Here is a 25,102-nt window from a genome sequence, read left to right as displayed (position 1 = left end):
CCGGGAGGACCGCGCTGAACGCCCCATCCTGGGGCGCAGCGCTTGACGGGCATCCATGCCCGTCACCTCCCTCCGCAAGAACTCCGCTCGGCCTCCTGAAGTCGCAATTGGTGTTGCCTGAGCTACCGCGCACTTAGAAGCAAGAGCAAGAGCAAGAGCAAGAGCAAGAGCAAGAGCAAGAGCAAGAGCAAGAAATGCGAAGTTAGTTGTTTTACAGTTAGTTATGTATTGGCTGTTCCGGCCCATTCGCGGGGCAAGCCCGCTCCTACAGGGATTTATATAACGGCGACTGTCGTGTAGGAGCGGGCTTGCCCCGCGATGTGATCGAGAGATTAATTAAACTTTCAACTAGCGACAGCTGCGCCACCCCAGGCGCCGCCCGTAACTTGCGCGACTTCAGGAGGCCGAACGCAGGACTTGCGGAGGGAGGTGACGGGCATGGATGCCCGTCAAGCGCTGGGGCCCAGGATGGGCCCTGCAGCGCGGTCCTCCCGGGAGCAAGGCCGGAGTGAGGGAACCCGGAGCGAAGCGTAGGGCCGGATGAATGGAGCGCAGCGGCTTTGGTTACTTTGGCCAAGACCAAAGTAACCCGCCGTAAGGGCGGAAAGGTGAATAAGCGTCGACATCACAAATGAATACGCATAAAACTTCCAAAACCACCCAACAACAACAACAACAACAACAACAACAACAACAACAAGGGGCAAATCAGAAGTCAGAACAACCACTTCCAATCCGCCCCCAGCCAAACCTCTAAAATCAATTCAAAGCATCAAGCAAAGCCTGGTTCATCTCCGGCGTCCCAACGGTAATCCGCAGGAACTGCGCAATCCGCTCCTGCTTGAAGTGCCGAACAATCACCCCCTGCTCCCGAAGCCGCGCCGCGATCCCCGCAGCATCCTCCCCGGGATGCCGGGCAAAGATGAAGTTCGCCGCCGAAGGCAACACCTCGAACCCACGCGCCACCAATTCGGCAACCAGCACCTCTCGGCTGTCGATAACCTTGCGACAGGTCTCATCGAAATACGCACGGTCCTCGAACGCCGCCGCCGCCCCGACAATCGCCATGCGATCCAACGGATACGAGTTGAAGCTGTTCTTGATCCGCTCCAACGCCTCGATCAGATCAGGATGACCAACCGCCAACCCAACCCGAAGCCCGGCCAGCGAACGCGACTTGGACAAGGTCTGGGTCACCAGCAGGTTGTCATAGCGATCAACCAGGCTGATGGCCGTCTCGCCACCGAAATCAATGTAGGCCTCGTCAACCACCACCACCGAATCCCGGTTGGCCTGCAGCAGTTGCTCGACCGCCTCAAGCGGCAACAGGCAACCGGTCGGCGCATTGGGGTTGGGGAAGATGACCCCGGCATTGGGCTTGCTGTAGTCCGAAACCCGGATCTGGAACTGCTCATCCAGCGCCACCTGCTCGAACGCGATACCGTACAGGCCGCAATACACCGGGTAGAAGCTGTAGCTCACGTCCGGGAACAGCAGCGGCGCACGGTCATGCTGGAACAGGCCGTGGAAGATGTGCGCCAGCACCTCGTCCGAGCCGTTGCCGACGAACACCTGCGCCGGCGTCACGCCGTAATACTCGGCCACCGCCTGCTTGAGCCGGTCACCGTTCGGGTCCGGATACAGGCGCAGGTTGTCGTTGAGCTCGCCACGCATGGCCTCCAGCGCCTTGGGCGACGGGCCATAGGGGTTCTCGTTGGTATTCAGCTTGACCAGCCGCGCCAGCTTGGGCTGCTCGCCCGGCACGTAAGGCACCAGGTCCTTGACGAAGGGACTCCAGAATCGACTCATGCTCAGTTCCCCTTCTCGTTGAGGATGCGGTATTCGGCGCTGCGCGCGTGGGCGGTCAGCGATTCGCCCCGGGCCAGCACGGAAGCGGTGTGACCCAGCTCGGACGCGCCCTGCTCGGAGCAGAAGATGATCGACGAACGCTTCTGGAAGTCATATACGCCCAAGGGCGAAGAGAAGCGCGCGGTGCCGGAAGTCGGCAGCACGTGGTTAGGGCCGGCGCAGTAGTCGCCCAGCGCCTCGCTGGTGTGACGGCCCATGAAGATCGCGCCGGCGTGGCGGATCTGCGGCAACCAGGCCTGCGGGTCGGCCACCGACAGTTCCAGGTGCTCGGGAGCGATGCGGTTGGCCACCTCGATGGCCTGCTGCATGTCACGCACCTGGATCAGCGCGCCACGGCCGTTGATCGACTTCTCGATGATCTCGGCACGCTCCATGGTCGGCAGCAGCTTGTCGATGCTGGCGGCCACGCGATCGAGGAACTCGGCGTCCGGACTGACCAGGATGGCCTGGGCGTCTTCGTCGTGCTCGGCCTGGGAGAACAGGTCCATGGCGATCCAGTCCGGATCGGTCTGGCCGTCGCACACCACCAGGATCTCAGAAGGGCCGGCAATCATGTCGATACCGACCTGGCCGAATACATGACGCTTGGCGGTGGCCACGTAGATGTTGCCCGGGCCGACGATCTTGTCCACCTGCGGCACGCTTTCGGTGCCATAGGCCAGGGCCGCGACCGCCTGGGCGCCACCGACGGTGAATACCCGGTCGACCCCGGCGATGCAGGCCGCGGCCAGCACCAGCTCGTTGACCTCGCCACGCGGGGTCGGCACGACCATTACCACCTCGGCCACACCAGCCACCTTGGCCGGAATCGCGTTCATCAGCACCGACGACGGGTACGATGCCTTGCCGCCCGGCACGTACAGGCCGGCGCGGTCCAGCGGGGTGACCTTCTGGCCAAGCACGGTGCCGTCGGCCTCGGTGTACTGCCAGGAGTCCTGTTTCTGCCGTTCGTGGTAGATGCGCACACGGTTGGCGGCTTTTTCCAGGGCCTCGCGCTGCACAGGGGTGATGCGGGTCAGGGCCAGTTCCAGGCGCGCGCGATCCAGGATCAGATCATGGATCGATGTGGCATCGACACCGTCGAAGCGTTGGGTGAACTCCACCAGCGCCGCATCGCCACGCTCGCGCACAGCCTTGATGATGTCGAGCACGCGCTGGTTGACCGCGTCATCGGACACGCTTTCCCAGCTCAGCAGATGATCCAGATGTCGGGCGAAATCCTGGTCAGCGGCGTTGAGACGGGCAATTGCAGTGGACACGGTCATGGCGAGGGCCTCGTTATTAGCGGATGTTCAGGCGCCCTAAAGCTACCACTCCATCCGCGCGGGCACCTGAGAAAATTGGCTATGACGCGGATAGACGGGCGCGACAGCGGAGGTCGCGCGCAGAGGTCAGCCGCGGTGTCGCGATTCGACGGCGTTGCGCAGGGTGTCGATCAGGCTCTGGATACGGGCGTGCTGCATTTTCATGGAGGCCTTGTTGACCACCAGGCGCGAGCTGATCGTGGCGATCAGTTCCTGGGGTTCGAGGCCGTTGGCGCGCAGGGTGTTGCCGGTGTCGACCACGTCGATGATCTTGTCGGCGAGGTTGATCAGCGGGGCCAGCTCCATGGAACCGTACAGCTTGATGATGTCGACCTGACGACCCTGTTCGGCGTAATAGCGCTTGGCTACGTTGACGAACTTGGTGGCCACGCGCAGGCGGCCCTTGGGCTCGGGCGCGCCGGTTACGCCGGCGGTCATCAGCTTGCACTGGGCGATCTGCAGGTCCAGGGGCTCGTACAGGCCCTGGCTGCCGTATTCCATCAGCACGTCCTTGCCGGCCACACCGAGGTCGGCGGCGCCATGCTCGACATAGGTCGGCACGTCGGTGGCACGCACGATGAGCAGGCGGACATCATCCTGGGTGGTCGGGATGATCAGCTTGCGGCTCTTGTCCGGATTCTCGGTCGGCACGATACCGGCTTCGGCCAGCAACGGCAGGGTATCGTCGAGAATGCGGCCCTTGGATAGCGCGATGGTCAACATTGGAACGTCGGTCCTTAAGCAGCTATAGCCAGCCGGGCACAGCCCGGCTGCATAAAATTCGGGGCGCGTCCCTGCGCCATGCAGACTAGCCCGGTACGCGACGGATCTTCGCGCCCAGCATCTGCAGTTTTTCCTCGATGCACTCGTAGCCACGGTCAATGTGGTAGATGCGATCGATCAGGGTGTCACCTTCGGCGACCAGCGCCGACAGCACCAGGCTGGCGGAAGCGCGCAGATCGGTGGCCATTACCGGAGCACCTTTGAGCGCCTTGACGCCAGTGACGATGGCGGTGTTGCCCTCGACCTGGATCTGCGCGCCCATGCGGTGCATCTCGTAAACGTGCATGAAGCGGTTTTCGAAGATGGTCTCGATCACTGCGCCCGTGCCTTCGGCGATGGCGTTGAGCGAGATGAACTGCGCCTGCATGTCGGTCGGGAACGCCGGGTACGGGGCGGTACGCAGGTTCACGGCCTTCGGACGCTTGCCGTGCATGTCCAGCTCGATCCAGTCTTCACCGGTGGTGATGTCGGCGCCGGCTTCCTTGAGCTTCTCGAGGACGGCTTCGAGGATGGTCGGATCGGTGTCCTTGACCTTGACGCGGCCACCGGTCACGGCAGCGGCGACCAGGTAGGTGCCGGTCTCGATACGGTCGGGCATGACGCGATAGGTGGTCGGCTGCAGACGCTCGACGCCATCGATGGTGATGGTGTCGGTACCGGCGCCCTGGATCTTCGCGCCCATGGCGATCAGGAAGTTGGCCAGGTCGACCACCTCCGGCTCGCGGGCGGCGTTCTGCAGCACGCTGCGGCCCTTGGCCAGGGCGGCGGCCATCATGATGTTCTCGGTGCCGGTAACGCTGACGGTGTCGAAGAAGAAGTGCGCGCCGCGCAGGCCGCCTTCGGGCGCCTTGGCCTTGATGTAGCCGCCTTCGACATCGATTTTCGCACCCATGGCCTCCAGGCCGCGGATGTGCAGGTCGACCGGACGCGAACCGATGGCGCAACCGCCCGGCAGGGCCACTTCGGCCTCACCGAAACGGGCGACCATCGGGCCGAGGACCAGGATCGAGGCGCGCATGGTCTTGACCAGCTCGTAGGGAGCGACCAGGGTCTTGATGGTGCGTGGATCGATTTCCACCGAGAGCTTCTCGTCGATCACCGGCTCGATGCCCATGCGACCGAACAGCTCGATCATGGTGGTGATGTCGTGCAGGTGCGGCAGGTTGCCGACCGTGACCGGACCATCGCACAGCAGGGTGGCCGAGAGAATCGGCAGTGCCGAGTTCTTCGCGCCGGAAATGCGGATCTCGCCGTCAAGGCGCGCGCCGCCAGTAATAATCAGTTTGTCCATACGTATCTCGCCGCCAAGTTGGCTCAGGTGCGCTCAGCCCAGGCTGCGCTGCTGAAGAATTTCATGGTTACCGCGTGAATGCTGCCGTTGGCGATCCACGGATTGAGGTGAGCATAGATCGCCTGCTGACGCTTGACCGGGCTCTGGCCGGCCAGCTCGTCGCTGATCACGTTCAACTGGAAGTTGCAGCCTTCGCCTTCAACTTCGACCCGGGTTCCCGGCAATTTCTCTTCCAGAAAGCTTTTGACTTCTACGGCCTGCATGCTCAACCTCGATCGGCGCCCAACGCGCGCGGGTCGGCCATCATACAAAAAAGCCCCTCGCCTGCGAAGCCCATGACAAGGCGCGCTGACCGAGGGGCCTTTCCCGAACGGCAGGGCATCAGCCTGCCAGCACTTCATCGAGGTCATAGACCCCGGCGATTTCCCGCATATCCTCGGGTATACCGCGCAGTTCCCAGGTCTTGCCGGCCGCCTGGGCATCGCGCATGAAGCCCAGCAACAACGACAGGCCGACACTGCTCGACTTCACCACCGCGGTGCAGTCGAGCACCAGGCGCTGCTCGCGGCACGCCGCGACCAACGCCTGGCCCTGTTTGCGCAGGGCCGGACCGCTGCGGTAGTCCAGCACGCCGGCCAGGGCGAGGACGCCCGGCTCGGCCATGCTCACGGCGGCGTCGCTCATTTGACTTCCTTATCCGGCGAAGTATCGGCGGTCGCCTTGGCCTTGGCCACTTCGCCAGCCCAGCCGTCGATGGTCTTGTCCAGGTTGTTGCCGTTGCGCTGCATGGCGTCCTGGAACTGGTCGCGGAACAGCTTGCCGATGTTGATGCCATTGACGATGACGTTACGCACCTTCCACTCGCCATCGAGCTTCTGCATGGTGTACTGCACCGGATAGACCGCGCCGTTGGTGCCGGTGATCTTCATGCCGACGCTGGTGCGGTCGCCGTCCTCGGCCTTGGCCGGGTCTACGGTGATGCCCTGGTTGTTGTACTCCAGCAGGGCGTTGCCGTAGAACTGCATCAGGCTGCGCTTGAAGTTCTCCTGGAAGCGCTGCATCTGCTCGGGCGTCGCCTTGCGCGAGTACTTGACGGTCATGATGCTCTTGGAGATGCCATCGGCATCGACCACCGGGCCGAGATTGCTGTTGAGCGCGTTGTAGAACGCCTCGGGGTTGGCCTTGTACTGCTCCTTGTTGGCCTTCAGGTCGCTGAGCAGCTGCGTGGTGGTGCCCTGGATCACATCACGGGCGGATTGCCCCGGCGCCGCCAGGGCCAGCAGGGGGAAGGCCGCCAGCAGAACCAGCAGGCCACGTCGCAGGATCGAAATCATGGAAACTCCTTAATTAGCCGGTTGCGCTTCTTTCGGTTCCTTGCCCACCGAGTTGAGCAGGAACTTGCCGATCAGGTCTTCCAGCACCAGCGCCGACTGGGTGTCGTGGATGGTGCTGCCGTCCTTGAGTACCGCGTCCTCGCCGCCCACGCTGATGCCGATGTACTTCTCGCCCAGCAGGCCTGCGGTCAGGATCGAGGCAGTGGAGTCGGTCGGCAGGTTGTCGACATGCTTGTCCAGCTGCAGCGTGACCCGACCGGTGTAGGAATCACGGTCCAGATCGATGGCCGTGACCTTGCCGATGGTCACACCGGCCATGGTCACTTTAGCTCTGACCGTCAAACCGGCGATATTGTCGAAGTACGCATAAACTTTGTACGTGTCGCTGCTCGGGCTGGCCGACAGCCCGCTGACACGCAGGGCCAGCAGCAGCAGCGCCAGGATCCCGGCCAGGAGGAACAGGCCGACACCGATTTCCAGGGTGCGGTTTTGCATCAGAAATCTCCAAACATCAAGGCGGTCAGAATAAAGTCCAGACCCAGGACTGCCAACGAGGCATAGACCACGGTCTTGGTGGTGGCACGGCTGATCCCTTCTGAAGTGGGCTCACAGTCGTACCCCTGGAATACGGCGATCCAGGTGACGACGAAGGCGAACACCAGGCTCTTGATCAGCCCGTTGATCACGTCGTCGCTGAACGAAACGCTGTTCTGCATGTTGGCCCAGAACGAACCCTCATAGACGCCCAGCCAGTCCACGGCGACCCACGAGCCGCCCCAGATGCCGACCACGCTGAAGATCAACGCCAGTAGCGGCAGCGAGATGAAGCCGGCCCACAGGCGCGGGGCGACGATGTACTTGAGCGGATCGACGCCGATCATCTCCAGGCTCGACAGTTGCTCGGTGGACTTCATGTTGCCGATCTCGGCGGTCAGCGCGGAGCCCGCGCGGCCGGCGAACAGCAAGCCGGTGACCACCGGCCCCAGCTCGCGCAGCAGGGTCAGGGCGACCATCTGCCCCACGGCCTGCTCCGAGCCGTACCTGGCGAGGATGCTGTAGCCCTGCAGGGCCAGCACCATGCCGATGAACACGCCGGACACGACGATGATCGCCAGCGACAGCACGCCCACCGAATACAGTTGCTTGACCAGCAGCTGGAAGCCACCAATGCCGCTGCGCCCGCCCAGCGAATGGCCGAGGAACAGGCACGAGCGTCCCAGTACGGCCAGCACATCGATGGCCGAACGGCCGAACAGACGGATACGTTCGAGTAAGGATTTTCTGCGCATCAACGCGTCCCCAGCAGATCGGCGCGGTAGTCAGGCGCAGGGAAGTGGAAGGGTACCGGGCCGTCCGGGTCGCCTTTCATGAACTGGCGGATGCGCGGATTGTCCGAGCCCATCAGTTCGTCCGGCGTGCCCTGCCCCAGCACCTGGCCGTCGCCGACCACATAGATGTAGTCGGCGATGCTCGCGGTTTCCGCGAGATCGTGGGACACCACGATGCTGGTGATGCCCAGGGCATCGTTGAGCAGGCGGATCAGGCGCACCAGCACGCCCATGGCGATCGGGTCCTGGCCGACGAACGGTTCGTCGTACATGAGGATCTGCGGGTCGAGGGCGATCGCCCGAGCCAGCGCCACGCGACGCTTCATGCCGCCGGACAGCTCGTCGGGCATCAGGTCGATGGCGCCGCGCAGGCCCACGGCCTGCAGCTTCATCAGCACGATGTCACGGATCATCTCGTCCGACAGCTGCGTATGCACCCGCAGCGGGAAGGCCACGTTCTCGAACACATCCAGGTCGGTGAACAGCGCGCCGCTCTGGAACAGCACGCCCATCTGCTTGCGCGCGTCGAACAGGTCGCTGCGCGACAACGCGGGCAGGTTCTGCCCGTTGACCCAGACCTCGCCACCGGACGGGCGCAACTGCGCGCCCATCAGGCGCAGCAAGGTGGTCTTGCCGCACCCCGAAGGCCCCATGATGCCGGTGACCTTGCCGCGGGGAATGCGTATGTCCACGTTGCTGAAAATGCTGCGCGAACCGCGCTTGAAGGTGACACCCTTCAACTCGACCGCGTAGGCGCTATCCACACTCATCTAGACTCCTTGCTAGTGCAGCCTCGTCATGTGGACGCCTGCCTTCATCTTGAAGGCACACAGGTCCCCGGCGGGCCGAATAGCGGCGAACTATAGCACCGCTGATAGGCCCGCCCCAAGGGCGTCCCCGCACTCGTTCAGGGCACAGACAGGCTGGCGCGGCATCCATATGACATTCGAAGGATGAGCCTTTCACACATTGCGGCTATAATCGCCGCCTTTTCATCAGGCATTGCGTTTCGACATGACCCAATCCAGCGAGCTGATCCAATCCGCCCAGCGCACCCTGCGCCTCGAACTCGAGGCCGTGGAAGCCCTGCTGGCCCGCATCGACGGTGACTTCGTCAAGGCCTGCGAACTGATCCTGGCCAGCAAGGGACGGGTCGTGGTGGTGGGCATGGGCAAGTCGGGGCACATCGGCAACAAGATCGCCGCCACCCTGGCCAGCACCGGCACTCCGGCGTTCTTCGTGCACCCGGCCGAAGCCAGCCATGGCGACATGGGCATGATCACCCGGGACGATGTCATTCTTGCCCTGTCCAACTCCGGCAGCACCGCCGAGATCGTCACCCTGCTGCCACTGATCAAGCGCCTGGGCATCCAGCTGATCAGCCTGACCGGCAACCCCGACTCGCCCCTGGCCCAGGCCGCCGAGGTCAACCTCGACGCCAGCGTCGCCCAGGAAGCCTGTCCGCTCAACCTGGCGCCGACCTCCTCCACCACTGCGGCGCTGGCGCTGGGCGACGCCCTGGCCATCGCCCTGCTGGAGGCCCGCGGCTTCACCGCCGAGGATTTCGCCTTCTCCCACCCCGGTGGCGCACTGGGCCGCCGCCTGTTGCTGAAGGTCGAGAACGTCATGCATGCCGGCGAAGAACTCCCGGTGGTCAAGAGCGGCACCCTGCTCAAGGACGCGCTGCTTGAAATGTCTCGCAAAGGTCTGGGCATGACCGTGGTCCTGGGTGACGACGGCAAGCTTGCCGGCGTATTCACCGACGGCGACCTGCGCCGCAGCCTGGACCGCAACATCGACGTGCACAAGACCCTCATCGACGAGGTCATGACCGTGCACGGCAAGACCGCCCGCGCCGAGATGCTCGCCGCCGAGGCACTGAAGATCATGGAAGACCACAAGATCAGCGCGCTGGTGGTGGTCGATCAGGAAGACCGCCCGACCGGCGCCCTGAACATGCACGACCTGCTGCGCGCCGGAGTGATGTAAATGAACCAGGACCTGATGCAACGCGCCAAGGCCATCAAGCTGGCGGTGTTCGACGTCGACGGCGTGCTCACCGACGGCCGCCTGTATTTCCTCGAGGACGGCAGCGAGTTCAAGACCTTCAACACCCTCGACGGCCACGGCATCAAGATGCTCATGGCCGCGGGCGTGACCACCGCGATCATCAGCGGGCGCAAGACCCCGGTGGTCGAGCGCCGGGCGAAGAACCTCGGCATCCCGCACCTGTTCCAGGGCCGCGAGGACAAACTGGTGGTGCTCGACGGCCTGCTCGCCGAACTCAATCTAAGCTATGAACAGGTCGCCTACCTCGGCGACGACCTGCCCGACCTGCCGGTGATCCGCCGCGTGGGCCTGGGCATGGCGGTGCACAACGCCGCGGCATTCGTTCGCCAGCACGCCCACGGCGTCACCCTGGCTCGCGGCGGCGAAGGCGCCGCCCGCGAGTTCTGCGAACTGATCATGCAGGCCCAGGGCACCCTGGACGCTGCCAACGCCCATTACCTGTAAGGCTGCCCATGCTCAGCAAGAAGATCAGAAATGTCGCGCTGCTAGGCGGGATCGCCGCCGTGCTGGTTGCGGTAGGCTATTGGAACATCAGCCCGGAGACCTTCCTCGACCAGCCGCAGGCTCAGGTCGACCAGAGTGCCATCGACTACTACGCGATCAACGCCCACAGCCTGCAGTTCTTGCCCGACGGCAAGCTGCAGTACGAGATGACCGCCGCCAAGGTCGAGCACCTCAAGGCCAGCGAGGTCACCCTGGTAACCACGCCCGACCTGCACATGTACCGCGGCACCGAGTACCCCTGGCACGTGCAGAGCAAGCGCGCCGAGGTCAACCCGGACGGCACCGAGGTCGAACTGATCGACGATGTGCGCGTGGCGCGCACCGACGACAAGCAACGTGAAACCATCATCACCAGCACACGCATGACCGTGTTCCCGCAGAAGCAATATGCGCAGACCGAGCAAGCCGTTAGAATCGACGGCGCCGGTGGCACGACTACGGGCAAAGGAATGAAAGCGTATTTGAAAGAAGGCAGGATGGACCTGCTCTCTAACGTAAGAGGACAGTATGAGGCTCGTTAAAACCATCCCCCTTCTGCTCAGCCTGGGCGTAGCACTGGGAAGCGCGAGCGCCTTCGCCCTGCCGAACGACCGTGACCAGCCGATCCGCATCCAGGCGGACAACGCCCACCTGGACGACAAGCAGGGCGTTGCCACCTACACCGGCGACGTGATCATCACCCAAGGTTCGATGATGATCAAAGGCAACACCGTGACCATGACCCGCTCCGCCTCCGGCGACATCGACGTGGTCACCTCGGTGGGCAACCTGGCCTACTTCGAGCAGCAGCAGAGCGCCGCCAAGCCCGACAAGATGAAAGGCTGGGCCGTGACCATCCAATACCAGGCGCAGAAAGACACGGTGATCCTTACCGACCGCGCCAAGGTCGAGAACGAAGGCAACACCACCGAAGGCGAGAAGATCGTCTACAACACCAAGACCCAGGTGGCTACCGCCGGTCGCGGTGGCAACGTGACTGCACCACGTCAGCGCATCGACATGGTCATTCAACCGAAGAAAAAGGCCGAGTAAATGGCAACCCTCAAAGCCCAGCACCTGGCCAAGAGCTACAAGGGCAGGCAGGTCGTTCGCGACGTCAGCCTGTCCATCGACAGCGGCCAGATCGTCGGCCTGCTCGGCCCCAACGGCGCCGGCAAGACCACCTGTTTCTACATGATCGTCGGCCTGGTCCAGGCCGACCAGGGTCGCGTGCTGATCGACAGCCTCGACGTCAGCCACCAGCCCATGCACGGCCGCGCCCAGGCCGGTATCGGCTACCTGCCGCAGGAAGCCTCGATCTTCCGCAAGCTGTCGGTGGCCGACAACATCATGGCCATCCTCGAGACCCGCAAGGACCTCGACCGCGACGGCCGGCGCAAGGAGCTGGAAAGCCTGCTGCAGGAATTCCACATCAGCCACATCCGCGACAACCTCGGCATGAGCCTCTCCGGCGGTGAACGCCGCCGCGTCGAGATCGCCCGCGCCCTGGCCACCGCGCCCAAGTTCATCCTGCTGGACGAACCCTTTGCCGGTGTCGACCCGATCTCCGTGGGCGACATCAAGCAGATCATCCACCACCTCAAGAACAAGGGCATCGGCGTACTGATCACCGACCACAACGTTCGCGAGACCCTGGACATCTGCGAGACCGCCTACATCGTCAACGATGGCCAGCTGATCGCCGAAGGCGACGCCGAGACCATCCTGGCCAACCAGCTGGTCAAGGAAGTGTACCTGGGGCACGAGTTCCGACTCTGACCCCGGCCTGCCCGGAGCACTGGCGCAAGCGCCTGTTCGAGGCTTAAGTTGTTACAGTGCTCTAGGCAAACGCTGCAATTTCAGGCATACAACTTGCTTAAAATCGGCGCCCAGGCGCCCTCCGTGTAGTGGATGGCGCATGCGCGCCGGCAACAAGGTATCAAGCCCCAGCCATGAAACCATCGCTCGTCCTAAAAATGGGCCAGCAACTGACGATGACCCCGCAGTTGCAACAGGCCATCCGTCTGCTTCAGCTCTCCACCCTGGACCTCCAGCAGGAAATCCAGGAAGCGCTGGAGTCCAATCCGATGCTCGAACGTCAGGAAGACGGCGAGGACTTCGACAACAGCGATCCGATGGCGGACAACGCCGAGAACAAGCCGACCGCCGAAGTCCAGGACAACAGTTTCCAGGAAACCAGTACCAGCAGCACCGCGGAAAACCTCGAAGACGGCGAATGGGCCGAGCGCATCCCCAACGAACTGCCGGTCGACACCGCCTGGGAAGACATCTACCAGACCAGCGCCAGCAGCCTGCCGAGCAACGATGACGACGAGTGGGACTTCACCACCCGCACCTCGGTCGGCGAGAGTCTGCAGAGCCACCTGCTGTGGCAGCTCAACCTGGCGCCGATGTCCGACACCGACCGCCTGATCGCCGTCACCCTGATCGACAGCATCAACAGCCAGGGCTACCTGGAAGACACCCTCGAGGAGATCTGCGCAGGCTTCGATCCGGAACTCGACATCGAGCTGGACGAGGTCGAGGCGGTGCTGCACCGCATCCAGCAGTTCGAACCTGCCGGCATTGGCGCCCGTTCCCTGGGCGAATGCCTGCTGCTGCAACTGCGCCAGCTGCCGGCCTCGACACCGTGGATGAGCGAGGCCCAGCGCCTGGTCACCGACTTCATCGACCTGCTCGGCAGCCGCGACTACAGCCAGCTGATGCGCCGCATGAAGCTCAAGGAAGACGAACTGCGCCAGGTCATCGAACTGGTGCAGACCCTCAACCCGCGGCCCGGCTCGCAGATCGAGTCCAGCGAGCCCGAGTACGTCGTGCCTGACGTCATCGTGCGCAAGGACAGCGAGCGCTGGCTGGTCGAGCTCAACCAGGAAGCGGTACCGCGCCTGCGGGTCAACCCGCAGTACGCCGGCTTCGTCCGCCGCGCCGACACCAGCGCCGACAACACCTTCATGCGCAACCAGTTGCAGGAAGCGCGCTGGTTCATCAAGAGCCTGCAGAGCCGCAACGAGACGCTGATGAAGGTGGCGACGCAGATCGTCGAGCACCAGCGCGGCTTCCTCGACCACGGCGACGAGGCCATGAAGCCACTGGTGCTGCACGATATCGCCGAGGCGGTGGGCATGCACGAGTCGACCATTTCCCGGGTGACCACGCAAAAATACATGCACACCCCGCGCGGCATCTACGAACTGAAATACTTTTTCTCCAGCCACGTGAGCACCGCCGAAGGCGGCGAATGCTCGTCCACGGCGATCCGCGCGATCATCAAGAAACTGGTGGCGGCGGAAAATCAGAAAAAGCCATTGAGTGACAGCAAGATCGCTGGTTTACTGGAGGCACAAGGCATCCAGGTAGCCCGTCGCACCGTCGCCAAGTACCGCGAATCGTTGGGCATCGCCCCGTCGAGCGAGCGCAAGCGACTGATGTAGCCCCGGGATGTGCCACAGCGTTTCAGTGGCAGGTGCAATACCTGCCTCTTTATGCACGGGCAACAAAGGAGAAGCTGTATGCAAGTCAACATCAGTGGACAGCATGTAGAAGTCACCCAACCACTGCGCGATTACGTGCTTGAGAAGCTCGCCCGCGTGGAGGGTCATTTCGACAAGATCACCAATGCGACGGTGATCATGAAGGTCGAGAAGCTGCAGCAGAAGGTGGAAGCCACACTCCAGATTCCCGGTGGCGAAGTCGTCGCCAACGCCGAACATCAAGACATGTATGCGGCGATCGACGCCCTGGCAGACAAACTTGATCGCCAACTGAAAAAACACAAGGAAAAACAGCAAAGTCTGCTGCAAGGCGCAGCCGCCCGCTGATCCCCCTCATCCATGATCCGACTTGAAACCATCCTGACCCCCGGCCGTTCCCTCGTGAACGTGCCGGGCGGCAGCAAGAAGCGCGCCCTGGAAAAGGTCGCCAACCTGATCGCCGAGCAAGTACCCGAGCTGGGGATGCAAGATGTCTTCGACAAGCTCATCGCTCGGGAAAAGCTGGGCTCCACCGGTTTTGGCAATGGCATCGCCATTCCCCATTGCCGGCTCGAAGGCTGCACCGCGCCAGTGAGCGCCCTGCTGCACCTGGATGCCCCCATCGATTACGATGCCATCGATGGCGCCCCGGTCGACCTGCTGTTCGTCCTGCTGGTCCCGGAAGCCGCCACCGATGCCCACCTTGAACTGCTGCGCCAGATCGCCAGCATGCTCGATCGCAAGGAGGTCCGCGATCGCCTGCGTGCCGCCGACAGCAGCGATGCCCTTTACCAGGTCGTCCTGGACGTACAGAACGAGCACTGAACATGCGCCTGATCATCGTCAGCGGCCGCTCCGGCTCCGGTAAGAGTACCGCCCTCGACGTGCTGGAAGACAACGGCTACTACTGCATCGACAACCTGCCTGCCGGGTTGTTGCCGCAGTTGGCGGAAAACGCGCTGATCAACACCGAGTTGCTGCAACCGAAGGTCGCGGTATCCATCGATGCGCGCAACCTCCCCAGCCACCTGTCGCGCTTCCCCGAACTGCTGGATGAGGCACGTTCGCGGCATATCCAGTGCGACGTGCTGTACCTGGACGCCGACGAAGACACCCTGCTCAAGCGTTTTTCGGAAACCCGTCGCCGCCATCCGCTGACCAACGACAGCCGCTCGCTGGCCGAGGCGATCCGCGTGGAAAGCGAGCTGCTCGGGCCGATCGCCGACCTCGCCGACCTGAAGATCGACACCACCAATCTGAACCTCTACCAGCTGCGCGATTCGATCAAGCTGCGCCTGCTCAACCAGCCCGAGCCAGGCACCGCGTTCCTGGTCGAGTCGTTCGGCTTCAAGCGCGGCATGCCGGTGGACGCCGATGTGGTGTTCGATGTGCGCTGCCTGCCCAATCCATACTGGAAGCCGGAACTTCGCGAGCATTCCGGCCTCGAACAGCCGGTGATCGATTACCTGGCCGCCCAGCCGGACGTCGAGGAAATGTTCCAGGACATCTCCGGTTACCTGCTCAAGTGGCTGCCGCGCTTCGCCGCCAGCAACCGCGCCTATGTCACCATCGCCATCGGCTGTACCGGCGGCCACCACCGCTCGGTGTACATCACCGAACGGCTTGGCCAACTGCTCCAGCAATCCCTGAAAAACGTCCAGGTCCGCCACCGCGACCTATAGCCCACAGGATCCGCCCCACGATGCCCGCCCGCGAAATCACCATCATCAACAAGCTGGGCCTGCATGCGCGGGCGGCCGCCAAGTTCGTCGGCGTGGCCGGTCGCTTCCCTTGCCAGGTACGGGTCGGTCGCGCGCCGGACAAGCTGGTGGACGGCAAGAGCATCATGGCGGTGATGATGCTCGCCGCGGGCAAGGGCACGCCGGTGCACCTGCACACCGAAGGCGAGCAGGACGCTGAAGCCATGGATGCGCTGGTCGAGCTGATCAACAACTTCTTCGACGAAGGCGAGTAACGCTTTTTCCTTCTGCAACACCCTCTTCCAATTGTCCGGATGCAGCTTCGCCAGATTGAATTTATACCTATATAGGTATAAATTCAGCAGGTGATTTCATGGAATCGGACAGGCAACCCAAGCCACTTTACTGGGTCGCAAGCAGCAAAAGGGATCTGCTGTGCCTCCCCGAGGACGTCCAGCAAACCGTCGGCTTTGCTCTGCACCTGGCTCAGACGGGAAGCAGGCACCTACAGGCTAAAGTCCTCAGAGGGTTTTCAGGCGCTGGCGTGCTCGAGGTCGTGGAGGACCATGGCGGTAACACCTATCGCGCAGTCTATACCGTACGCCTTGGCACTGCGGTGTATGTCTTGCATTGCTTCCAGAAGAAGTCCAAAGCGGGCATCAGGACGCCCGAAACAGACATCGCCCTGGTGCGCAAGCGATTGAAGCTTGCACAGGCCCACTCAGAAGGAATCCAGACATGAGCGAAATCGAACAGGGCAGCGGCAATGTCTACGCAGACCTCAACTACCCGGATGCAGACGAGATGCTGGTCAAGGCACGCCTGGCGAGCAAGATCTGCAGCATCATCAAGGCCCGCCATCTGACCCAGATGCAAGCCGCGCAAATCCTTGGCCTGCCTCAGCCAAAAGTATCAGAAATGATTCGCGGAAAATTCCGTGGCATCAGCGAAAGCAAGATGATCGACTGCCTGGCACGCCTTGGCCGAGACGTGCAGATCGTGGTCAAGGCCGCACCGCGCTCACGTCCCCAAGGGCGGGTGGAGGTCATCTTCGCCTGAGCAATGCCCAACGAGAAGCTGACTCCATCCCCTGCTCCTCTCACGACAGCGCCGTGTCCATCACCATCATCAGGCAGAACCCGACACACAGCCCCAGGCTCGCCAGGCGGTGATGCCCGTTGCTGCGCGATTCGGGAATGATCTCCTGGGTCACCACCAGCAGCATCGCCCCCGCCGCGCAGGCCAGGCCCAGCGGTAACAGCAGTTCGGCGATGTTCACCAGCCAGGCGCAGATCACCGCGGCCAGCGGCTCGACCAGTCCGGATGCCGCGCCGATCAGGAATGCCTTGAACCGTGGCATGCCGGCCCCGGCCAGCACCAGCGCGATCACCAGCCCCTCCGGCACATCCTGCAGCGCGATGCCCATGGCCAGGCTGTCGGCATCGGGCATGCCCCCGCCGGCGGACACACCGATGGCCATGCCTTCGGGGATGTTGTGGGCGATGATGGCGATGACGAACAACCAGATCCGCGCCGCGATCACCGGTTGCTGATCGCTGCCGACCAGGGCCTCCGGCGAGGCGCCGGAGACCTTGAGGTCGACCAGGAACAGGCACAGCGCGCCGAACAGCAGGCCGCTGCTGATCACCCCACCGGCGCCCCATGGGCTGAAGCCGATGGATTGGGCCGCATCCAGCCCGGGAATGATCAGCGAGAACGCGGTGGCCGCCAGCATCACCCCGGCGCCGAAGCCGAGCAAGGTATCGGCCACGGCCACCGGCATGTTGCGGATCACCAATACCGGTACCGCGCCCAACGCCGTCCCCAGCGCGCACAATGCGCCGCCCTCAAGGGCACGCAACATGCGCGGTTCCAGGTCCAGCCAGGCGATGCCCCGCGCCACCAGCAACGCGGTGCCGACCAGCAACAGCAAGGTCCCAAGCGCCAGGCGGAACAGGCGCACACTGCTGACAGACATCACCTCGGAGCGCATACCGGTCAGACTCGTTTCAGGGCTTCAAGGTAGCGACGTTCCACTTCGGCCCAGTCGACCACGTTGTAGAAGGCGCCAATGTATTCCGGACGACGGTTCTGGTACTTCAGGTAGTAGGCGTGCTCCCACACGTCCAGACCGAGGATCGGCGTGTTGCCGTGCATCAGCGGGCTGTCCTGGTTGCCGCTGCTCTCAACTACCAGAGTGTTCTGCGGGGTCACGCTCAACCAGGCCCAGCCGCTGCCGAAGCGGGTCAGCGCGGCCTTGGTAAAGGCCTCCTTGAACGCCTCGAAGCCGCCAAGCTGCGCGTCGATGGCCCTGGCCACCTGCCCTGCCGGCTGGCCGCCGCCCTTGGGCGACATGACGGTCCAGAACAGGGTGTGGTTGGCATGCCCACCGCCCTGGTTGATCACCGCGCCCTGGAGCTTCTCGGGCAGTTGCTTGACCGCGCCCACCAGTTGTTCCACCGGCCATTCGGCCCACTCGGTGCCCTCGATGGCGGCGTTGAGGTTGTTGATGTAGGTCTGGTGATGCTTGCTGTGGTGGATCTCCATGGTCTGGGTGTCGATGTGCGGTTCCAGCGCATCGTAGGCATAGGGCAAGGCAGGCAAGGTATGCGGCATGTCAGTGGATTCCGTAGGCAGGTGTGCGATCAGTGATATCCGTATGCGCGACCAGCTCGCTGGCCACCGGGGCCTGTCGGCTGAGCAGGCGCTCGGTACGCGGGTATTGGCCGTATTCGGCGATGAAACTCAGCAACTCGGTGTAGGTGCGCCCGCTGTGGCGCAACGCGGCGTCGCGCAGGGCCTGGGGCAGGCGCTGATCCTGGCTGGCCTGGAGCAGCCGCTGGTGTGCCGCGCAGAGGTAGTCGGCGCTTTCGTGCGGCTGGTTCAGGCGCAGGTGCAGATCGGCCAGGTTGTGATGGGCGATGACCAGTGCGGCCACCGCCTCGTCGACGTCATGCCAGCGCTCGAACAGCACCAGGGCCAGGGCCAGGGCTTGCAGGTAGTGTTCCCGGGCATCGACCAGCTCGCCCTGCTCGAACAGGCGGTTGGCGTCTTGCGTGGTGCGTTTCCAGTGCTGCATGACGTGTCTCCTGGGCGGCCCGGGCTCAGATGCCGCCGGCGGTGAGTTTTTCCGGATCCAGCAGCGCCTCGAGCTGATCACGCGACAGGTCGGAGTGCTCCAGCGCCACGTCGATGATCGGGCGGCCCTCTTTGTAGGCGGTCTTGGCGATCTCGGCGGCCTTGAGGTAGCCGATGATCGGGTTCAACGCGGTAACCAGGATCGGGTTGCGCGACAGCGCTTCCTTGAGCTTGGTTTCGTTGACCTTGAAGCTGGCGATGGCCTTGTCGGCCAGCAGGCGGCTGACGTTGGCCATCAGCTCGATGCTTTCCAGCAGGTTGCGGGCAATCACCGGCAGCATCACGTTGAGCTCGAAGTTGCCCGACTGCCCGGCCACGGCGATGGTGGCATCGTTGCCGATCACCTGGGCGGCGACCATGGCGGTGGCTTCCGGGATCACCGGATTGACTTTGCCCGGCATGATCGATGAGCCCGGCTGCAGGCCCTGCAGCTCGATTTCACCGAGGCCGGCGAGCGGGCCCGAGTTCATCCAGCGCAGGTCGTTGGCGATCTTCATCAGCGCCACGGCGGCGGTCTTGAGCTGCCCGGACAAGGCCACGGCGGTGTCCTGGGAGCCGATCAGGGCGAACAGGTTCTCGCCAGGAGTGAATTCGACCTGGGTCAGGCCGCTCAACTGGCGGGCAAAGCCTGCGGCGAACTGCGGATGGGCGTTGATGCCGGTGCCCACGGCGGTACCGCCCTGGGCCAGCGCCTGCAGGCTCGGCAGGGTGGCTTCGATATGCGCCTGGGCGCCCTTGACCTGCGCGGCCCAGCCACCGAGCACCTGGCTCATGCGCACCGGCATGGCATCCATCAGGTGGGTGCGGCCGGTCTTCACATGCTTGTGCACTTCGAGCGCCTTGGCCTCGATCACCTGGGTGAGGTGACGCAGGGCCGGCAGCAGCTGCTCGTGCAGAGCCAGGGCGGCGCTGACGTGGATGGTGGTGGGGATGATGTCGTTGCTGCTCTGGCCACAGTTGACATGGTCGTTGGCATTGACCGGCTCGCCCAGCACGCGGCTGGCCAGGGTGGAGATGACCTCGTTGGCGTTCATGTTCGAGCTGGTGCCGGAACCGGTCTGGAACACATCCACCGGGAAATGCTGGATAAAGTCGCCGGACAGCAGTTGCTCGACCGCCTTGACGATGGCCTCGCCCTGCCCCGCGCTCAGCTGGGACAGCTCGACGTTGGCCTTGGCCGCCGCCGCCTTGGCCAGCAGCAGGGCACGGATGAACTGGGCCGGCATCGGCTTGCCGCTGACCGGGAAGTTGTCGACCGCGCGCTGGGTCTGGGCACCGTACAGGGCCTGGGCCGGCACCTGCAGTTCGCCCATGCTGTCACGCTCGATACGGGTATCACTCATCTTCAAGTCCTTGCATCAGTTCTTCGGGAGAAATCGACGGCAGCAGCACGCTGTTGGCGAGCTGCATCGCGTAGGGCTGCCAGCGCAGGTTTTGTTCGCGGCGATCAAGGTTGCGCAGGTCGAGCAAGGGCCGCCAGGCCTGGTCCAGGCACAGGCAGCGCCAATGCCACGGCAGCATGCGATCGTTGGCGGTATCCAGCAGCAGGCGGAAGGCGGTCAGCGCCACGGTCCAGGGCGAGGTTTCGGTGCAGCACACCAGGTAGCGCCCTTCGGCCAGGTAATGCTCGATCAGACGCGGCTCGTCGGGTTCGAGCGCGCAGCGGATGCGCCGGCTGAGCCAGCGCCAGTTTTCCAGGTAGGGCAGTTCGTGGAGGACGGGTTTCATGAACATCATCGCCGGGTTGCTGGATAATGATATTCATTATTATGTGAGAAATAGAATCAGTTCAAGCTAGACGATGGGCAAAAGAAACCCGGCGCGAATGGCCGGGTCCTTTGCAAGGCATGAGCAGGGCAGCGTGGGAGCGAGCTTGCCTCGCGATTGCAGGTAAGAATATCGCGGGGCAAGCCCGCTCCCACGCTCCCCTACTCCCCTGCTGATGACAGAGCGCCGATCAGCTGCCAGCCAGCGTCATCCGCTCGATCAGCACCGAGCCACTGTGGATATTGCTGCGGGTCTCGATATCGCTGCCGATCGCCACGATCTGCTGGAACATGTCCTTCATGTTGCCGGCGATGGTCACTTCCTGGACCGGGAACTGGATCTCGCCGTTTTCGACCCAGAAGCCCGCAGCGCCACGGGAATAGTCTCCGGTCACCATGTTCAGGCCATGCCCCATCAGCTCGGTTACCAGCAGGCCGCGGCCCATGCGGCGAATCAGTGCCGCCTGGTCCTCCACGCCATGGCTGACGTACAGGTTGTGCACGCCCCCGGCGTTGGCGGTGCTCGGCAGGCTCAGCTTGCGCCCGGAATAGGTGCCGAGGATGTAGGACACCAGCTCGCCCTTGTCGACGAACGGCTTGGCGTAGGTGGCCAGTCCGTCGCCGTCGAATGCCGCGCTGCCCAGCGCGCGCGGGATGTGCGGCCGCTCGTCGAGGGTCAGCCAGGTGGGGAACAGGCGCTGGCCGAGGGTGCCTTCGAGGAACGACGACTTGCGGTACAGGTTGCCGCCGGAAATCGCCGACAGGAAGCTGCCGAACAGGCCGCCGGCAAGCTCCGCCGAGAACAGCACCGGCACCTCGCAGGTCGGCACCGGACGCGCGCCGAGGCGGCTGGCGGCGCGTTGCGCGGCGCGCTGGCCGATGCTGCGCGGGTCGGCCAGCTGGTTGCCCTGGCGATTGACGTCGTACCAGTAGTCGCGCTGCATCTGCCCGTCGGCCTCGGCGATCATCACGCAGCTCAGGCTGTGCCGGGTGGACGCATAACCGCCGATGAAGCCGTGGCTGTTGCCATAGACCCGCACGCCCTGGTGGGTATTGAGGGTGGTGCCATCGGCGTTGAGGATGCGCTTGTCGGCGTCGAACGCCGCCGCCTCGCAGGCCAGCGCCATCTCGATGGCCTTCTCCGGCTCGATGTCCCAGTCGTGGTACAGGTCAAGGTCAGGGATCTCGCGGGCCATCAGGGCGGCATCGGCCAGCCCCGAACACGCGTCCTCGGAGGTGTGCTTGGCGATTGCCAGGGCTGCCGCGACGGTCTCGCGGATCGCCTCAGGACCACTGGCCGAGGTGCTGGCCGAACCCTTGCGCTGGCCAACGTAGAGGGTGATGCCGAAGCCCTGGTCGCGGTTGAACTCGACCGTCTCGACTTCGCGCTGACGCACCGTGGTGGACAGGCCCTGCTCCAGCGACACCGCCACTTCGCAGGCGCTGGCGCCCTGACGGCGCGCCTCGGCGACGATCGCCTCGACCTGTTCCTGCAACGCCGGCAGGTCCTTGGGGCCTACGCTCTGGACTGCACTCATGGTTCTCTCCACTGAAAATTCTGCGTACGGCTTGGGTCATTCTACGACCGGGCCGGACAAGCGGCCCCCGACTGGTTATCATGGCGGCGATTTCCTGCGGACTGCCCCCATGGTTGATTCTTACGACGACGCCTTCGATGGCGAAAAAAGCAAAACCCAGATCAAGCGCGAGCTGCATGCGCTGGTCGAGCTCGGTGAGCGCCTCACCACCCTCAAGGCCGACACCCTGGCCCGCCTGCCGTTGACCGACGAGCTGCGCAAGGCGCTGGCCGAGGCCTGCAAGCACGTTGCACACGGTGCCCGCAAACGCCACATGTCGTTCGTCGGCAAGCTGATGCGCGACCAGGACCTGGACGCCATTCATGCCGTGCTCGATCAGATCGACAGCTCCAGCCGCCAGTACAACGAGCGCTTCCACGGCCTCGAGCGCTGGCGCGACCGCCTGATCGACGGTAACGACGAGGACCTCGAACGCTTCGTCAACGAGTTTCCCGACACCGATCGCCAGCACCTGCGCTCGCTGATCCGTCATGCCCAGCACGAGAAGGCGCGGAACAAGCCGCCTGCGGCTGCGCGTAAAGTGTTCAAGTACATCCGCGACCTCGACGAGGTCCAGCGCGGTCTGCGTTGAGGCCATCGCGGGGCAAGCCCGCTCCCACGAATGCCTGTAAGGGTGGCGTGGGAGCGGGCTTGCCCCGCGATTGATCATCAAGCCCCTGTACCACCCACGGTAATCGCATCCAGCTTCAGGGTCGGCTGGCCAACGCCTACCGGCACCGACTGCCCATCCTTCCCGCACGTGCCCACGCCGCTGTCCAGCGCCAGGTCATTGCCGACCATCGATACCCGGCTCATCGCTTCCGGACCATTGCCGATCAAGGTCGCACCCTTCACCGGCGCGGTGATCTTGCCGTCCTCGATCAGGTAGGCCTCGCTGGTGGAGAACACGAACTTGCCGCTGGTGATGTCCACCTGGCCACCGCCAAGGTTGGCGCAGTAGATGCCCTTCTTCACCGAGCGGATGATTTCCTCCGGGTCGCTGTCGCCGGCACGCATGTAGGTGTTGGTCATGCGCGGCATCGGCAGGTGGGCGTAGGACTCACGCCGGCCGTTGCCGGTGACCGCCATGCCCATCAGGCGGGCGTTGAGCTTGTCCTGCATGTAGCCCTTGAGGATGCCGTTCTCGATCAGCGTGGTGCACTCGGTCGGGGTGCCTTCGTCGTCGATGCTGAGCGAGCCGCGGCGGCCCTCCAGGGTCCCGTCGTCGACGATGGTGCACAGGCTCGAGGCCACTTTCTCGCCGATACGCCCGCTGAACGCCGAACTGCCCTTGCGGTTGAAGTCGCCCTCCAGGCCGTGACCGACCGCCTCGTGCAGCAGCACGCCGGACCAGCCCGGGCCAAGCACCACCGGCAGCGTGCCGGCCGGCGCCGGGATCGCCTCAAGGTTGACCAGCGCCTGGCGCAGCGCCTCGCGGGCATAGCCCATCACCCGCTCCTCGGTGAAGTAACGGTAGTCGGTACGCCCACCACCGCCCTGCCCGCCACGCTCGCGACGACCATTCTGCTCGACGATCACGCTGACATTGAAACGCACCAGCGGACGCACATCGGCGGCCAGGCTGCCATCGGCGGCGGCGACCAGGATCCGCTCCCAGACCCCGGCCATGCTCACGCTGACCTGCTGGATGCGCGGATCGAGGGCGCGGGTGGCGGCATCGACGCGCTTGAGCAGGTCGACCTTCTCGGCACGGCTCAGCACATCCAGGGGGTTATCAGACGCGTACAGGGCGGTCACATCCTGGCTGCGGAACGCCTGCACCTTACCGTCCTGCCCGGCGCGGGAAATCGAGCGGGCGGCGCGGGCCGCCGAGGTCAGGGCTTCGAGGTTGATCGCGTTGCTGTAGGCGAAGCCGGTCTTCTCGCCGGACTGGGCGCGCACGCCCACGCCCTGATCGAGGTTGAAGCTGCCCTCTTTGACGATGCCGTCTTCCAGCGCCCAGGTTTCCGAGATCTGGCCCTGGAAATACAGGTCGGCGGCATCGATGCCGGGGCCGGCCAGCTCGCCCAGCACCGTCTGCAGGCTGTCGAGGGTCAGGCCGCCCGGGGCCAGGAGCTGCTCGCTGACGGTGGATAAAATCTCGCTCATAGTCACTCCGAGGTGTGCGCAGGCCGCAAGGCGTCCTGCGAGAAAAAGCGCCGGTGCGTGACCACCGGCATGCGCGCCCGGATGGACGCCTGTTCTTCACTGTCGCGCGTGGCGAGCAATACCGCTTCGCCCCGCACCTGTTGCGCGACGATCCGCCCCCAGGGATCGACGATCGCCGCCTGGCCGTGGGTTTCCCGCGGCCCTGGATGCACGCCGCCCTGGGCGGCCGCCAATACATAGCACTGGGTCTCGATGGCCCGTGCGCGAATCAGTACTTCCCAATGCGCCGCTCCGGTCACCGCGGTGAACGCCGCCGGCGCGCTGATCAGCTCGGCCCCGGCGGCGCGCAAGGCGCTGTACAGCTCGGGGAAGCGCAGGTCGTAGCACACCGACAGGCCCAGGCGGCCAACGGGTGTGTCAGCCACCACCACCTGGCTGCCGTGGGCGTAGTCGTCCGACTCGCGGTAGCGGCCACGGTTGTCGGCCACGTCCACATCGAACAGGTGCAGCTTGTCGTAGCGGGCGGCGATCTCGCCGTGCTCATCGACCAGCAACGAGCAGGCGTGGGCCTTGGCATGCGGCTGGCCGACCGGCGGCAGCGGCAAGGTACCCGCGACTATCCATAACCTGAGGTCGCGGGCAGTGCGTTTCAACCAGGGCAGGATCGGCCCCTCGCCCAGCGCCTCGGCCCGACCGATGGCCGCGGCATCGCGTCGGCCCATGGCGGCGAAGTTCTCCGGCAACACCGCCAGGCGCGCGCCACCGGCGGCGGCCTGTTCGAGCAGTGCTGTGGCACGTTGCAGGTTGGCCAGCACATCGTCCTGGCTGACCATCTGGATCACAGCTGACGTCATGACCA

The 25,102-nt window shown here is 64.1% G+C and carries 31 protein-coding genes; 13 read left to right on the top strand and 18 right to left on the bottom strand.

What is annotated here, in order from left to right:
• Window positions 1–759 precede the first annotated feature (759 nt).
• The 10 genes from hisC to ACZ899_RS24270 all read right to left on the bottom strand — a co-directional run bounded on the left by hisC (window position 760) and on the right by ACZ899_RS24270 (window position 8,679).
• Window positions 760–1,809 (bottom strand): histidinol-phosphate transaminase, encoded by a 1,050-nt coding sequence (hisC, locus tag ACZ899_RS24315; protein ID WP_234560377.1) that lies wholly within the window; start codon window positions 1,807–1,809, stop codon window positions 760–762.
• A 2-nt stretch (window positions 1,810–1,811) separates the two neighbouring features.
• Complete coding sequence (hisD, locus tag ACZ899_RS24310) at window positions 1,812–3,134, bottom strand: histidinol dehydrogenase (protein WP_234560378.1); 1,323 nt, start codon at window positions 3,132–3,134, stop codon at window positions 1,812–1,814.
• A 126-nt stretch (window positions 3,135–3,260) separates the two neighbouring features.
• On the bottom strand, window positions 3,261–3,896 hold the full coding sequence (hisG, locus tag ACZ899_RS24305) for an ATP phosphoribosyltransferase (RefSeq protein WP_234560379.1): 636 nt from the start codon (window positions 3,894–3,896) through the stop codon (window positions 3,261–3,263).
• An 85-nt stretch (window positions 3,897–3,981) separates the two neighbouring features.
• Window positions 3,982–5,247 (bottom strand): UDP-N-acetylglucosamine 1-carboxyvinyltransferase, encoded by a 1,266-nt coding sequence (gene murA, locus ACZ899_RS24300; RefSeq protein WP_050704103.1) that lies wholly within the window; start codon window positions 5,245–5,247, stop codon window positions 3,982–3,984.
• Between the two features lie 23 nt (window positions 5,248–5,270).
• Window positions 5,271–5,510, bottom strand: a complete 240-nt coding sequence (locus tag ACZ899_RS24295) for a BolA family protein (RefSeq protein WP_028689666.1) — start codon at window positions 5,508–5,510, stop codon at window positions 5,271–5,273.
• Window positions 5,511–5,628: 118 nt separating this feature from the next.
• Window positions 5,629–5,931: an STAS domain-containing protein gene (locus tag ACZ899_RS24290; RefSeq protein WP_234560380.1), complete on the bottom strand. Its 303-nt coding sequence runs from the start codon at window positions 5,929–5,931 to the stop codon at window positions 5,629–5,631.
• Window positions 5,928–6,581, bottom strand: a complete 654-nt coding sequence (locus ACZ899_RS24285; protein WP_234560381.1) for an MlaC/ttg2D family ABC transporter substrate-binding protein — start codon at window positions 6,579–6,581, stop codon at window positions 5,928–5,930. The genes ACZ899_RS24290 and ACZ899_RS24285 overlap by 4 nt, the downstream gene beginning before the upstream one ends.
• A 9-nt stretch (window positions 6,582–6,590) precedes the next feature.
• Window positions 6,591–7,076 (bottom strand): outer membrane lipid asymmetry maintenance protein MlaD, encoded by a 486-nt coding sequence (gene mlaD, locus ACZ899_RS24280; protein ID WP_028689663.1) that lies wholly within the window; start codon window positions 7,074–7,076, stop codon window positions 6,591–6,593.
• Window positions 7,076–7,870, bottom strand: coding sequence for a lipid asymmetry maintenance ABC transporter permease subunit MlaE (gene mlaE / locus ACZ899_RS24275; RefSeq protein ID WP_110735650.1), 795 nt, complete (start codon window positions 7,868–7,870; stop codon window positions 7,076–7,078). Before mlaE ends, mlaD begins: the two co-directional genes overlap by 1 nt.
• The gene (locus ACZ899_RS24270; protein WP_028689661.1) at window positions 7,870–8,679 is read right to left on the bottom strand and encodes an ATP-binding cassette domain-containing protein; all 810 of its coding nucleotides are present in this window, start codon (window positions 8,677–8,679) and stop codon (window positions 7,870–7,872) included. The genes mlaE and ACZ899_RS24270 overlap by 1 nt, the downstream gene beginning before the upstream one ends.
• 244 nt (window positions 8,680–8,923) lie before the next feature.
• On the opposite strand from ACZ899_RS24270, the gene ACZ899_RS24265 reads away from it, so the two are divergent.
• From ACZ899_RS24265 to ACZ899_RS24210, 12 genes are all read left to right on the top strand, one after another.
• Entirely contained in the window at window positions 8,924–9,898 is a 975-nt protein-coding gene (locus ACZ899_RS24265; RefSeq protein WP_203650841.1) for a KpsF/GutQ family sugar-phosphate isomerase, read from the top strand.
• The gene (locus ACZ899_RS24260) at window positions 9,899–10,423 is read left to right on the top strand and encodes a KdsC family phosphatase (protein ID WP_203650839.1); all 525 of its coding nucleotides are present in this window, start codon (window positions 9,899–9,901) and stop codon (window positions 10,421–10,423) included. It abuts the gene before it with no gap.
• A gap of 8 nt (window positions 10,424–10,431) precedes the next feature.
• Window positions 10,432–11,004 carry an LPS export ABC transporter periplasmic protein LptC gene (gene lptC, locus ACZ899_RS24255; protein WP_203650837.1) on the top strand — a complete coding sequence of 191 codons (573 nt, stop codon included), beginning with the start codon at window positions 10,432–10,434 and terminating at the stop codon, window positions 11,002–11,004.
• Window positions 10,991–11,515, top strand: a complete 525-nt coding sequence (gene lptA, locus ACZ899_RS24250; protein ID WP_203650835.1) for a lipopolysaccharide transport periplasmic protein LptA — start codon at window positions 10,991–10,993, stop codon at window positions 11,513–11,515. The genes lptC and lptA overlap by 14 nt, the downstream gene beginning before the upstream one ends.
• Complete coding sequence (gene lptB, locus ACZ899_RS24245; RefSeq protein WP_011532417.1) at window positions 11,516–12,241, top strand: LPS export ABC transporter ATP-binding protein; 726 nt, start codon at window positions 11,516–11,518, stop codon at window positions 12,239–12,241.
• Between the two features lie 173 nt (window positions 12,242–12,414).
• A complete protein-coding gene (locus ACZ899_RS24240; RefSeq protein WP_203650827.1) occupies window positions 12,415–13,914 on the top strand; it encodes an RNA polymerase factor sigma-54 in 1,500 nt (499 codons plus the stop codon).
• Between the two features lie 78 nt (window positions 13,915–13,992).
• The gene (gene hpf, locus ACZ899_RS24235) at window positions 13,993–14,301 is read left to right on the top strand and encodes a ribosome hibernation-promoting factor, HPF/YfiA family (RefSeq protein ID WP_011532415.1); all 309 of its coding nucleotides are present in this window, start codon (window positions 13,993–13,995) and stop codon (window positions 14,299–14,301) included.
• 12 nt (window positions 14,302–14,313) lie between these two features.
• Complete coding sequence (gene ptsN, locus ACZ899_RS24230) at window positions 14,314–14,778, top strand: PTS IIA-like nitrogen regulatory protein PtsN (RefSeq protein ID WP_234560382.1); 465 nt, start codon at window positions 14,314–14,316, stop codon at window positions 14,776–14,778.
• Window positions 14,779–14,780: 2 nt separating this feature from the next.
• On the top strand, window positions 14,781–15,635 hold the full coding sequence (rapZ, locus tag ACZ899_RS24225; RefSeq protein WP_203650823.1) for an RNase adapter RapZ: 855 nt from the start codon (window positions 14,781–14,783) through the stop codon (window positions 15,633–15,635).
• A 20-nt stretch (window positions 15,636–15,655) separates the two neighbouring features.
• A complete protein-coding gene (locus ACZ899_RS24220) occupies window positions 15,656–15,928 on the top strand; it encodes an HPr family phosphocarrier protein (protein ID WP_050704095.1) in 273 nt (90 codons plus the stop codon).
• Window positions 15,929–16,026: 98 nt separating this feature from the next.
• Window positions 16,027–16,395: a type II toxin-antitoxin system RelE/ParE family toxin gene (locus ACZ899_RS24215; protein ID WP_234560383.1), complete on the top strand. Its 369-nt coding sequence runs from the start codon at window positions 16,027–16,029 to the stop codon at window positions 16,393–16,395.
• Window positions 16,392–16,712 (top strand): helix-turn-helix domain-containing protein, encoded by a 321-nt coding sequence (locus ACZ899_RS24210; RefSeq protein ID WP_050704093.1) that lies wholly within the window; start codon window positions 16,392–16,394, stop codon window positions 16,710–16,712. Before ACZ899_RS24215 ends, ACZ899_RS24210 begins: the two co-directional genes overlap by 4 nt.
• A 40-nt stretch (window positions 16,713–16,752) precedes the next feature.
• On the opposite strand, the gene ACZ899_RS24205 is transcribed toward ACZ899_RS24210, so the two are convergent.
• The 6 genes from ACZ899_RS24205 to pmbA form a co-directional block, all read right to left on the bottom strand.
• Entirely contained in the window at window positions 16,753–17,646 is an 894-nt protein-coding gene (locus ACZ899_RS24205; protein WP_234560384.1) for a ZIP family metal transporter, read from the bottom strand.
• A gap of 5 nt (window positions 17,647–17,651) precedes the next feature.
• Window positions 17,652–18,269, bottom strand: a complete 618-nt coding sequence (locus ACZ899_RS24200) for a superoxide dismutase (RefSeq protein ID WP_203650817.1) — start codon at window positions 18,267–18,269, stop codon at window positions 17,652–17,654.
• 1 nt (window position 18,270) lies between these two features.
• On the bottom strand, window positions 18,271–18,732 hold the full coding sequence (locus tag ACZ899_RS24195) for a hypothetical protein (protein WP_234560385.1): 462 nt from the start codon (window positions 18,730–18,732) through the stop codon (window positions 18,271–18,273).
• 25 nt (window positions 18,733–18,757) lie between these two features.
• Window positions 18,758–20,134, bottom strand: a complete 1,377-nt coding sequence (locus ACZ899_RS24190) for a class II fumarate hydratase (RefSeq protein ID WP_203650814.1) — start codon at window positions 20,132–20,134, stop codon at window positions 18,758–18,760.
• Window positions 20,127–20,528 carry a hypothetical protein gene (locus tag ACZ899_RS24185; RefSeq protein ID WP_062572905.1) on the bottom strand — a complete coding sequence of 134 codons (402 nt, stop codon included), beginning with the start codon at window positions 20,526–20,528 and terminating at the stop codon, window positions 20,127–20,129. The genes ACZ899_RS24190 and ACZ899_RS24185 overlap by 8 nt, the downstream gene beginning before the upstream one ends.
• A 220-nt stretch (window positions 20,529–20,748) precedes the next feature.
• The gene (gene pmbA, locus ACZ899_RS24180; protein ID WP_234560386.1) at window positions 20,749–22,095 is read right to left on the bottom strand and encodes a metalloprotease PmbA; all 1,347 of its coding nucleotides are present in this window, start codon (window positions 22,093–22,095) and stop codon (window positions 20,749–20,751) included.
• Between the two features lie 109 nt (window positions 22,096–22,204).
• On the opposite strand from pmbA, the gene yjgA reads away from it, so the two are divergent.
• Window positions 22,205–22,726: a ribosome biogenesis factor YjgA gene (gene yjgA / locus ACZ899_RS24175; protein ID WP_110735683.1), complete on the top strand. Its 522-nt coding sequence runs from the start codon at window positions 22,205–22,207 to the stop codon at window positions 22,724–22,726.
• A 77-nt stretch (window positions 22,727–22,803) separates the two neighbouring features.
• On the opposite strand, the gene tldD is transcribed toward yjgA, so the two are convergent.
• Both tldD and ACZ899_RS24165 read right to left on the bottom strand, forming a co-directional pair.
• Window positions 22,804–24,243 (bottom strand): metalloprotease TldD, encoded by a 1,440-nt coding sequence (gene tldD / locus ACZ899_RS24170; RefSeq protein ID WP_234560387.1) that lies wholly within the window; start codon window positions 24,241–24,243, stop codon window positions 22,804–22,806.
• Window positions 24,244–24,245: 2 nt separating this feature from the next.
• Window positions 24,246–25,097 (bottom strand): carbon-nitrogen hydrolase family protein, encoded by an 852-nt coding sequence (locus ACZ899_RS24165; protein ID WP_234560388.1) that lies wholly within the window; start codon window positions 25,095–25,097, stop codon window positions 24,246–24,248.
• Window positions 25,098–25,102: the final 5 nt, after the last annotated feature.

This window comes from Pseudomonas sp. TE31087, from assembly GCF_057284075.1.
This window is presented reverse-complemented; position numbering and strand designations above follow the sequence as displayed.

What these genes read in the sequence shown, in the direction of transcription:
- tldD (WP_234560387.1), bottom strand. Translation starts at nt 24,243, where the DNA reads ATGAGCGAGATTTTATCCACCGTCAGCGAGCAGCTCCTGGCCCCGGGC.
- pmbA (WP_234560386.1), bottom strand. Translation starts at nt 22,095, where the DNA reads ATGAGTGCAGTCCAGAGCGTAGGCCCCAAGGACCTGCCGGCGTTGCAG.
- ACZ899_RS24285 (WP_234560381.1), bottom strand. Translation starts at nt 6,581, where the DNA reads ATGATTTCGATCCTGCGACGTGGCCTGCTGGTTCTGCTGGCGGCCTTC.
- yjgA (WP_110735683.1), top strand. Translation starts at nt 22,205, where the DNA reads ATGGTTGATTCTTACGACGACGCCTTCGATGGCGAAAAAAGCAAAACC.
- ptsN (WP_234560382.1), top strand. Translation starts at nt 14,314, where the DNA reads ATGATCCGACTTGAAACCATCCTGACCCCCGGCCGTTCCCTCGTGAAC.
- ACZ899_RS24260 (WP_203650839.1), top strand. Translation starts at nt 9,899, where the DNA reads ATGAACCAGGACCTGATGCAACGCGCCAAGGCCATCAAGCTGGCGGTG.
- ACZ899_RS24240 (WP_203650827.1), top strand. Translation starts at nt 12,415, where the DNA reads ATGAAACCATCGCTCGTCCTAAAAATGGGCCAGCAACTGACGATGACC.
- ACZ899_RS24295 (WP_028689666.1), bottom strand. Translation starts at nt 5,510, where the DNA reads ATGCAGGCCGTAGAAGTCAAAAGCTTTCTGGAAGAGAAATTGCCGGGA.
- hisC (WP_234560377.1), bottom strand. Translation starts at nt 1,809, where the DNA reads ATGAGTCGATTCTGGAGTCCCTTCGTCAAGGACCTGGTGCCTTACGTG.
- ACZ899_RS24290 (WP_234560380.1), bottom strand. Translation starts at nt 5,931, where the DNA reads ATGAGCGACGCCGCCGTGAGCATGGCCGAGCCGGGCGTCCTCGCCCTG.
- ACZ899_RS24265 (WP_203650841.1), top strand. Translation starts at nt 8,924, where the DNA reads ATGACCCAATCCAGCGAGCTGATCCAATCCGCCCAGCGCACCCTGCGC.
- rapZ (WP_203650823.1), top strand. Translation starts at nt 14,781, where the DNA reads ATGCGCCTGATCATCGTCAGCGGCCGCTCCGGCTCCGGTAAGAGTACC.
- ACZ899_RS24185 (WP_062572905.1), bottom strand. Translation starts at nt 20,528, where the DNA reads ATGATGTTCATGAAACCCGTCCTCCACGAACTGCCCTACCTGGAAAAC.
- ACZ899_RS24195 (WP_234560385.1), bottom strand. Translation starts at nt 18,732, where the DNA reads ATGCAGCACTGGAAACGCACCACGCAAGACGCCAACCGCCTGTTCGAG.
- mlaD (WP_028689663.1), bottom strand. Translation starts at nt 7,076, where the DNA reads ATGCAAAACCGCACCCTGGAAATCGGTGTCGGCCTGTTCCTCCTGGCC.
- ACZ899_RS24220 (WP_050704095.1), top strand. Translation starts at nt 15,656, where the DNA reads ATGCCCGCCCGCGAAATCACCATCATCAACAAGCTGGGCCTGCATGCG.
- lptC (WP_203650837.1), top strand. Translation starts at nt 10,432, where the DNA reads ATGCTCAGCAAGAAGATCAGAAATGTCGCGCTGCTAGGCGGGATCGCC.
- ACZ899_RS24190 (WP_203650814.1), bottom strand. Translation starts at nt 20,134, where the DNA reads ATGAGTGATACCCGTATCGAGCGTGACAGCATGGGCGAACTGCAGGTG.
- ACZ899_RS24215 (WP_234560383.1), top strand. Translation starts at nt 16,027, where the DNA reads ATGGAATCGGACAGGCAACCCAAGCCACTTTACTGGGTCGCAAGCAGC.
- ACZ899_RS24270 (WP_028689661.1), bottom strand. Translation starts at nt 8,679, where the DNA reads ATGAGTGTGGATAGCGCCTACGCGGTCGAGTTGAAGGGTGTCACCTTC.
- ACZ899_RS24165 (WP_234560388.1), bottom strand. Translation starts at nt 25,097, where the DNA reads ATGACGTCAGCTGTGATCCAGATGGTCAGCCAGGACGATGTGCTGGCC.
- ACZ899_RS24210 (WP_050704093.1), top strand. Translation starts at nt 16,392, where the DNA reads ATGAGCGAAATCGAACAGGGCAGCGGCAATGTCTACGCAGACCTCAAC.
- ACZ899_RS24200 (WP_203650817.1), bottom strand. Translation starts at nt 18,269, where the DNA reads ATGCCGCATACCTTGCCTGCCTTGCCCTATGCCTACGATGCGCTGGAA.
- ACZ899_RS24205 (WP_234560384.1), bottom strand. Translation starts at nt 17,646, where the DNA reads ATGCGCTCCGAGGTGATGTCTGTCAGCAGTGTGCGCCTGTTCCGCCTG.
- hpf (WP_011532415.1), top strand. Translation starts at nt 13,993, where the DNA reads ATGCAAGTCAACATCAGTGGACAGCATGTAGAAGTCACCCAACCACTG.
- lptB (WP_011532417.1), top strand. Translation starts at nt 11,516, where the DNA reads ATGGCAACCCTCAAAGCCCAGCACCTGGCCAAGAGCTACAAGGGCAGG.
- lptA (WP_203650835.1), top strand. Translation starts at nt 10,991, where the DNA reads ATGAGGCTCGTTAAAACCATCCCCCTTCTGCTCAGCCTGGGCGTAGCA.
- mlaE (WP_110735650.1), bottom strand. Translation starts at nt 7,870, where the DNA reads ATGCGCAGAAAATCCTTACTCGAACGTATCCGTCTGTTCGGCCGTTCG.
- hisG (WP_234560379.1), bottom strand. Translation starts at nt 3,896, where the DNA reads ATGTTGACCATCGCGCTATCCAAGGGCCGCATTCTCGACGATACCCTG.
- hisD (WP_234560378.1), bottom strand. Translation starts at nt 3,134, where the DNA reads ATGACCGTGTCCACTGCAATTGCCCGTCTCAACGCCGCTGACCAGGAT.
- murA (WP_050704103.1), bottom strand. Translation starts at nt 5,247, where the DNA reads ATGGACAAACTGATTATTACTGGCGGCGCGCGCCTTGACGGCGAGATC.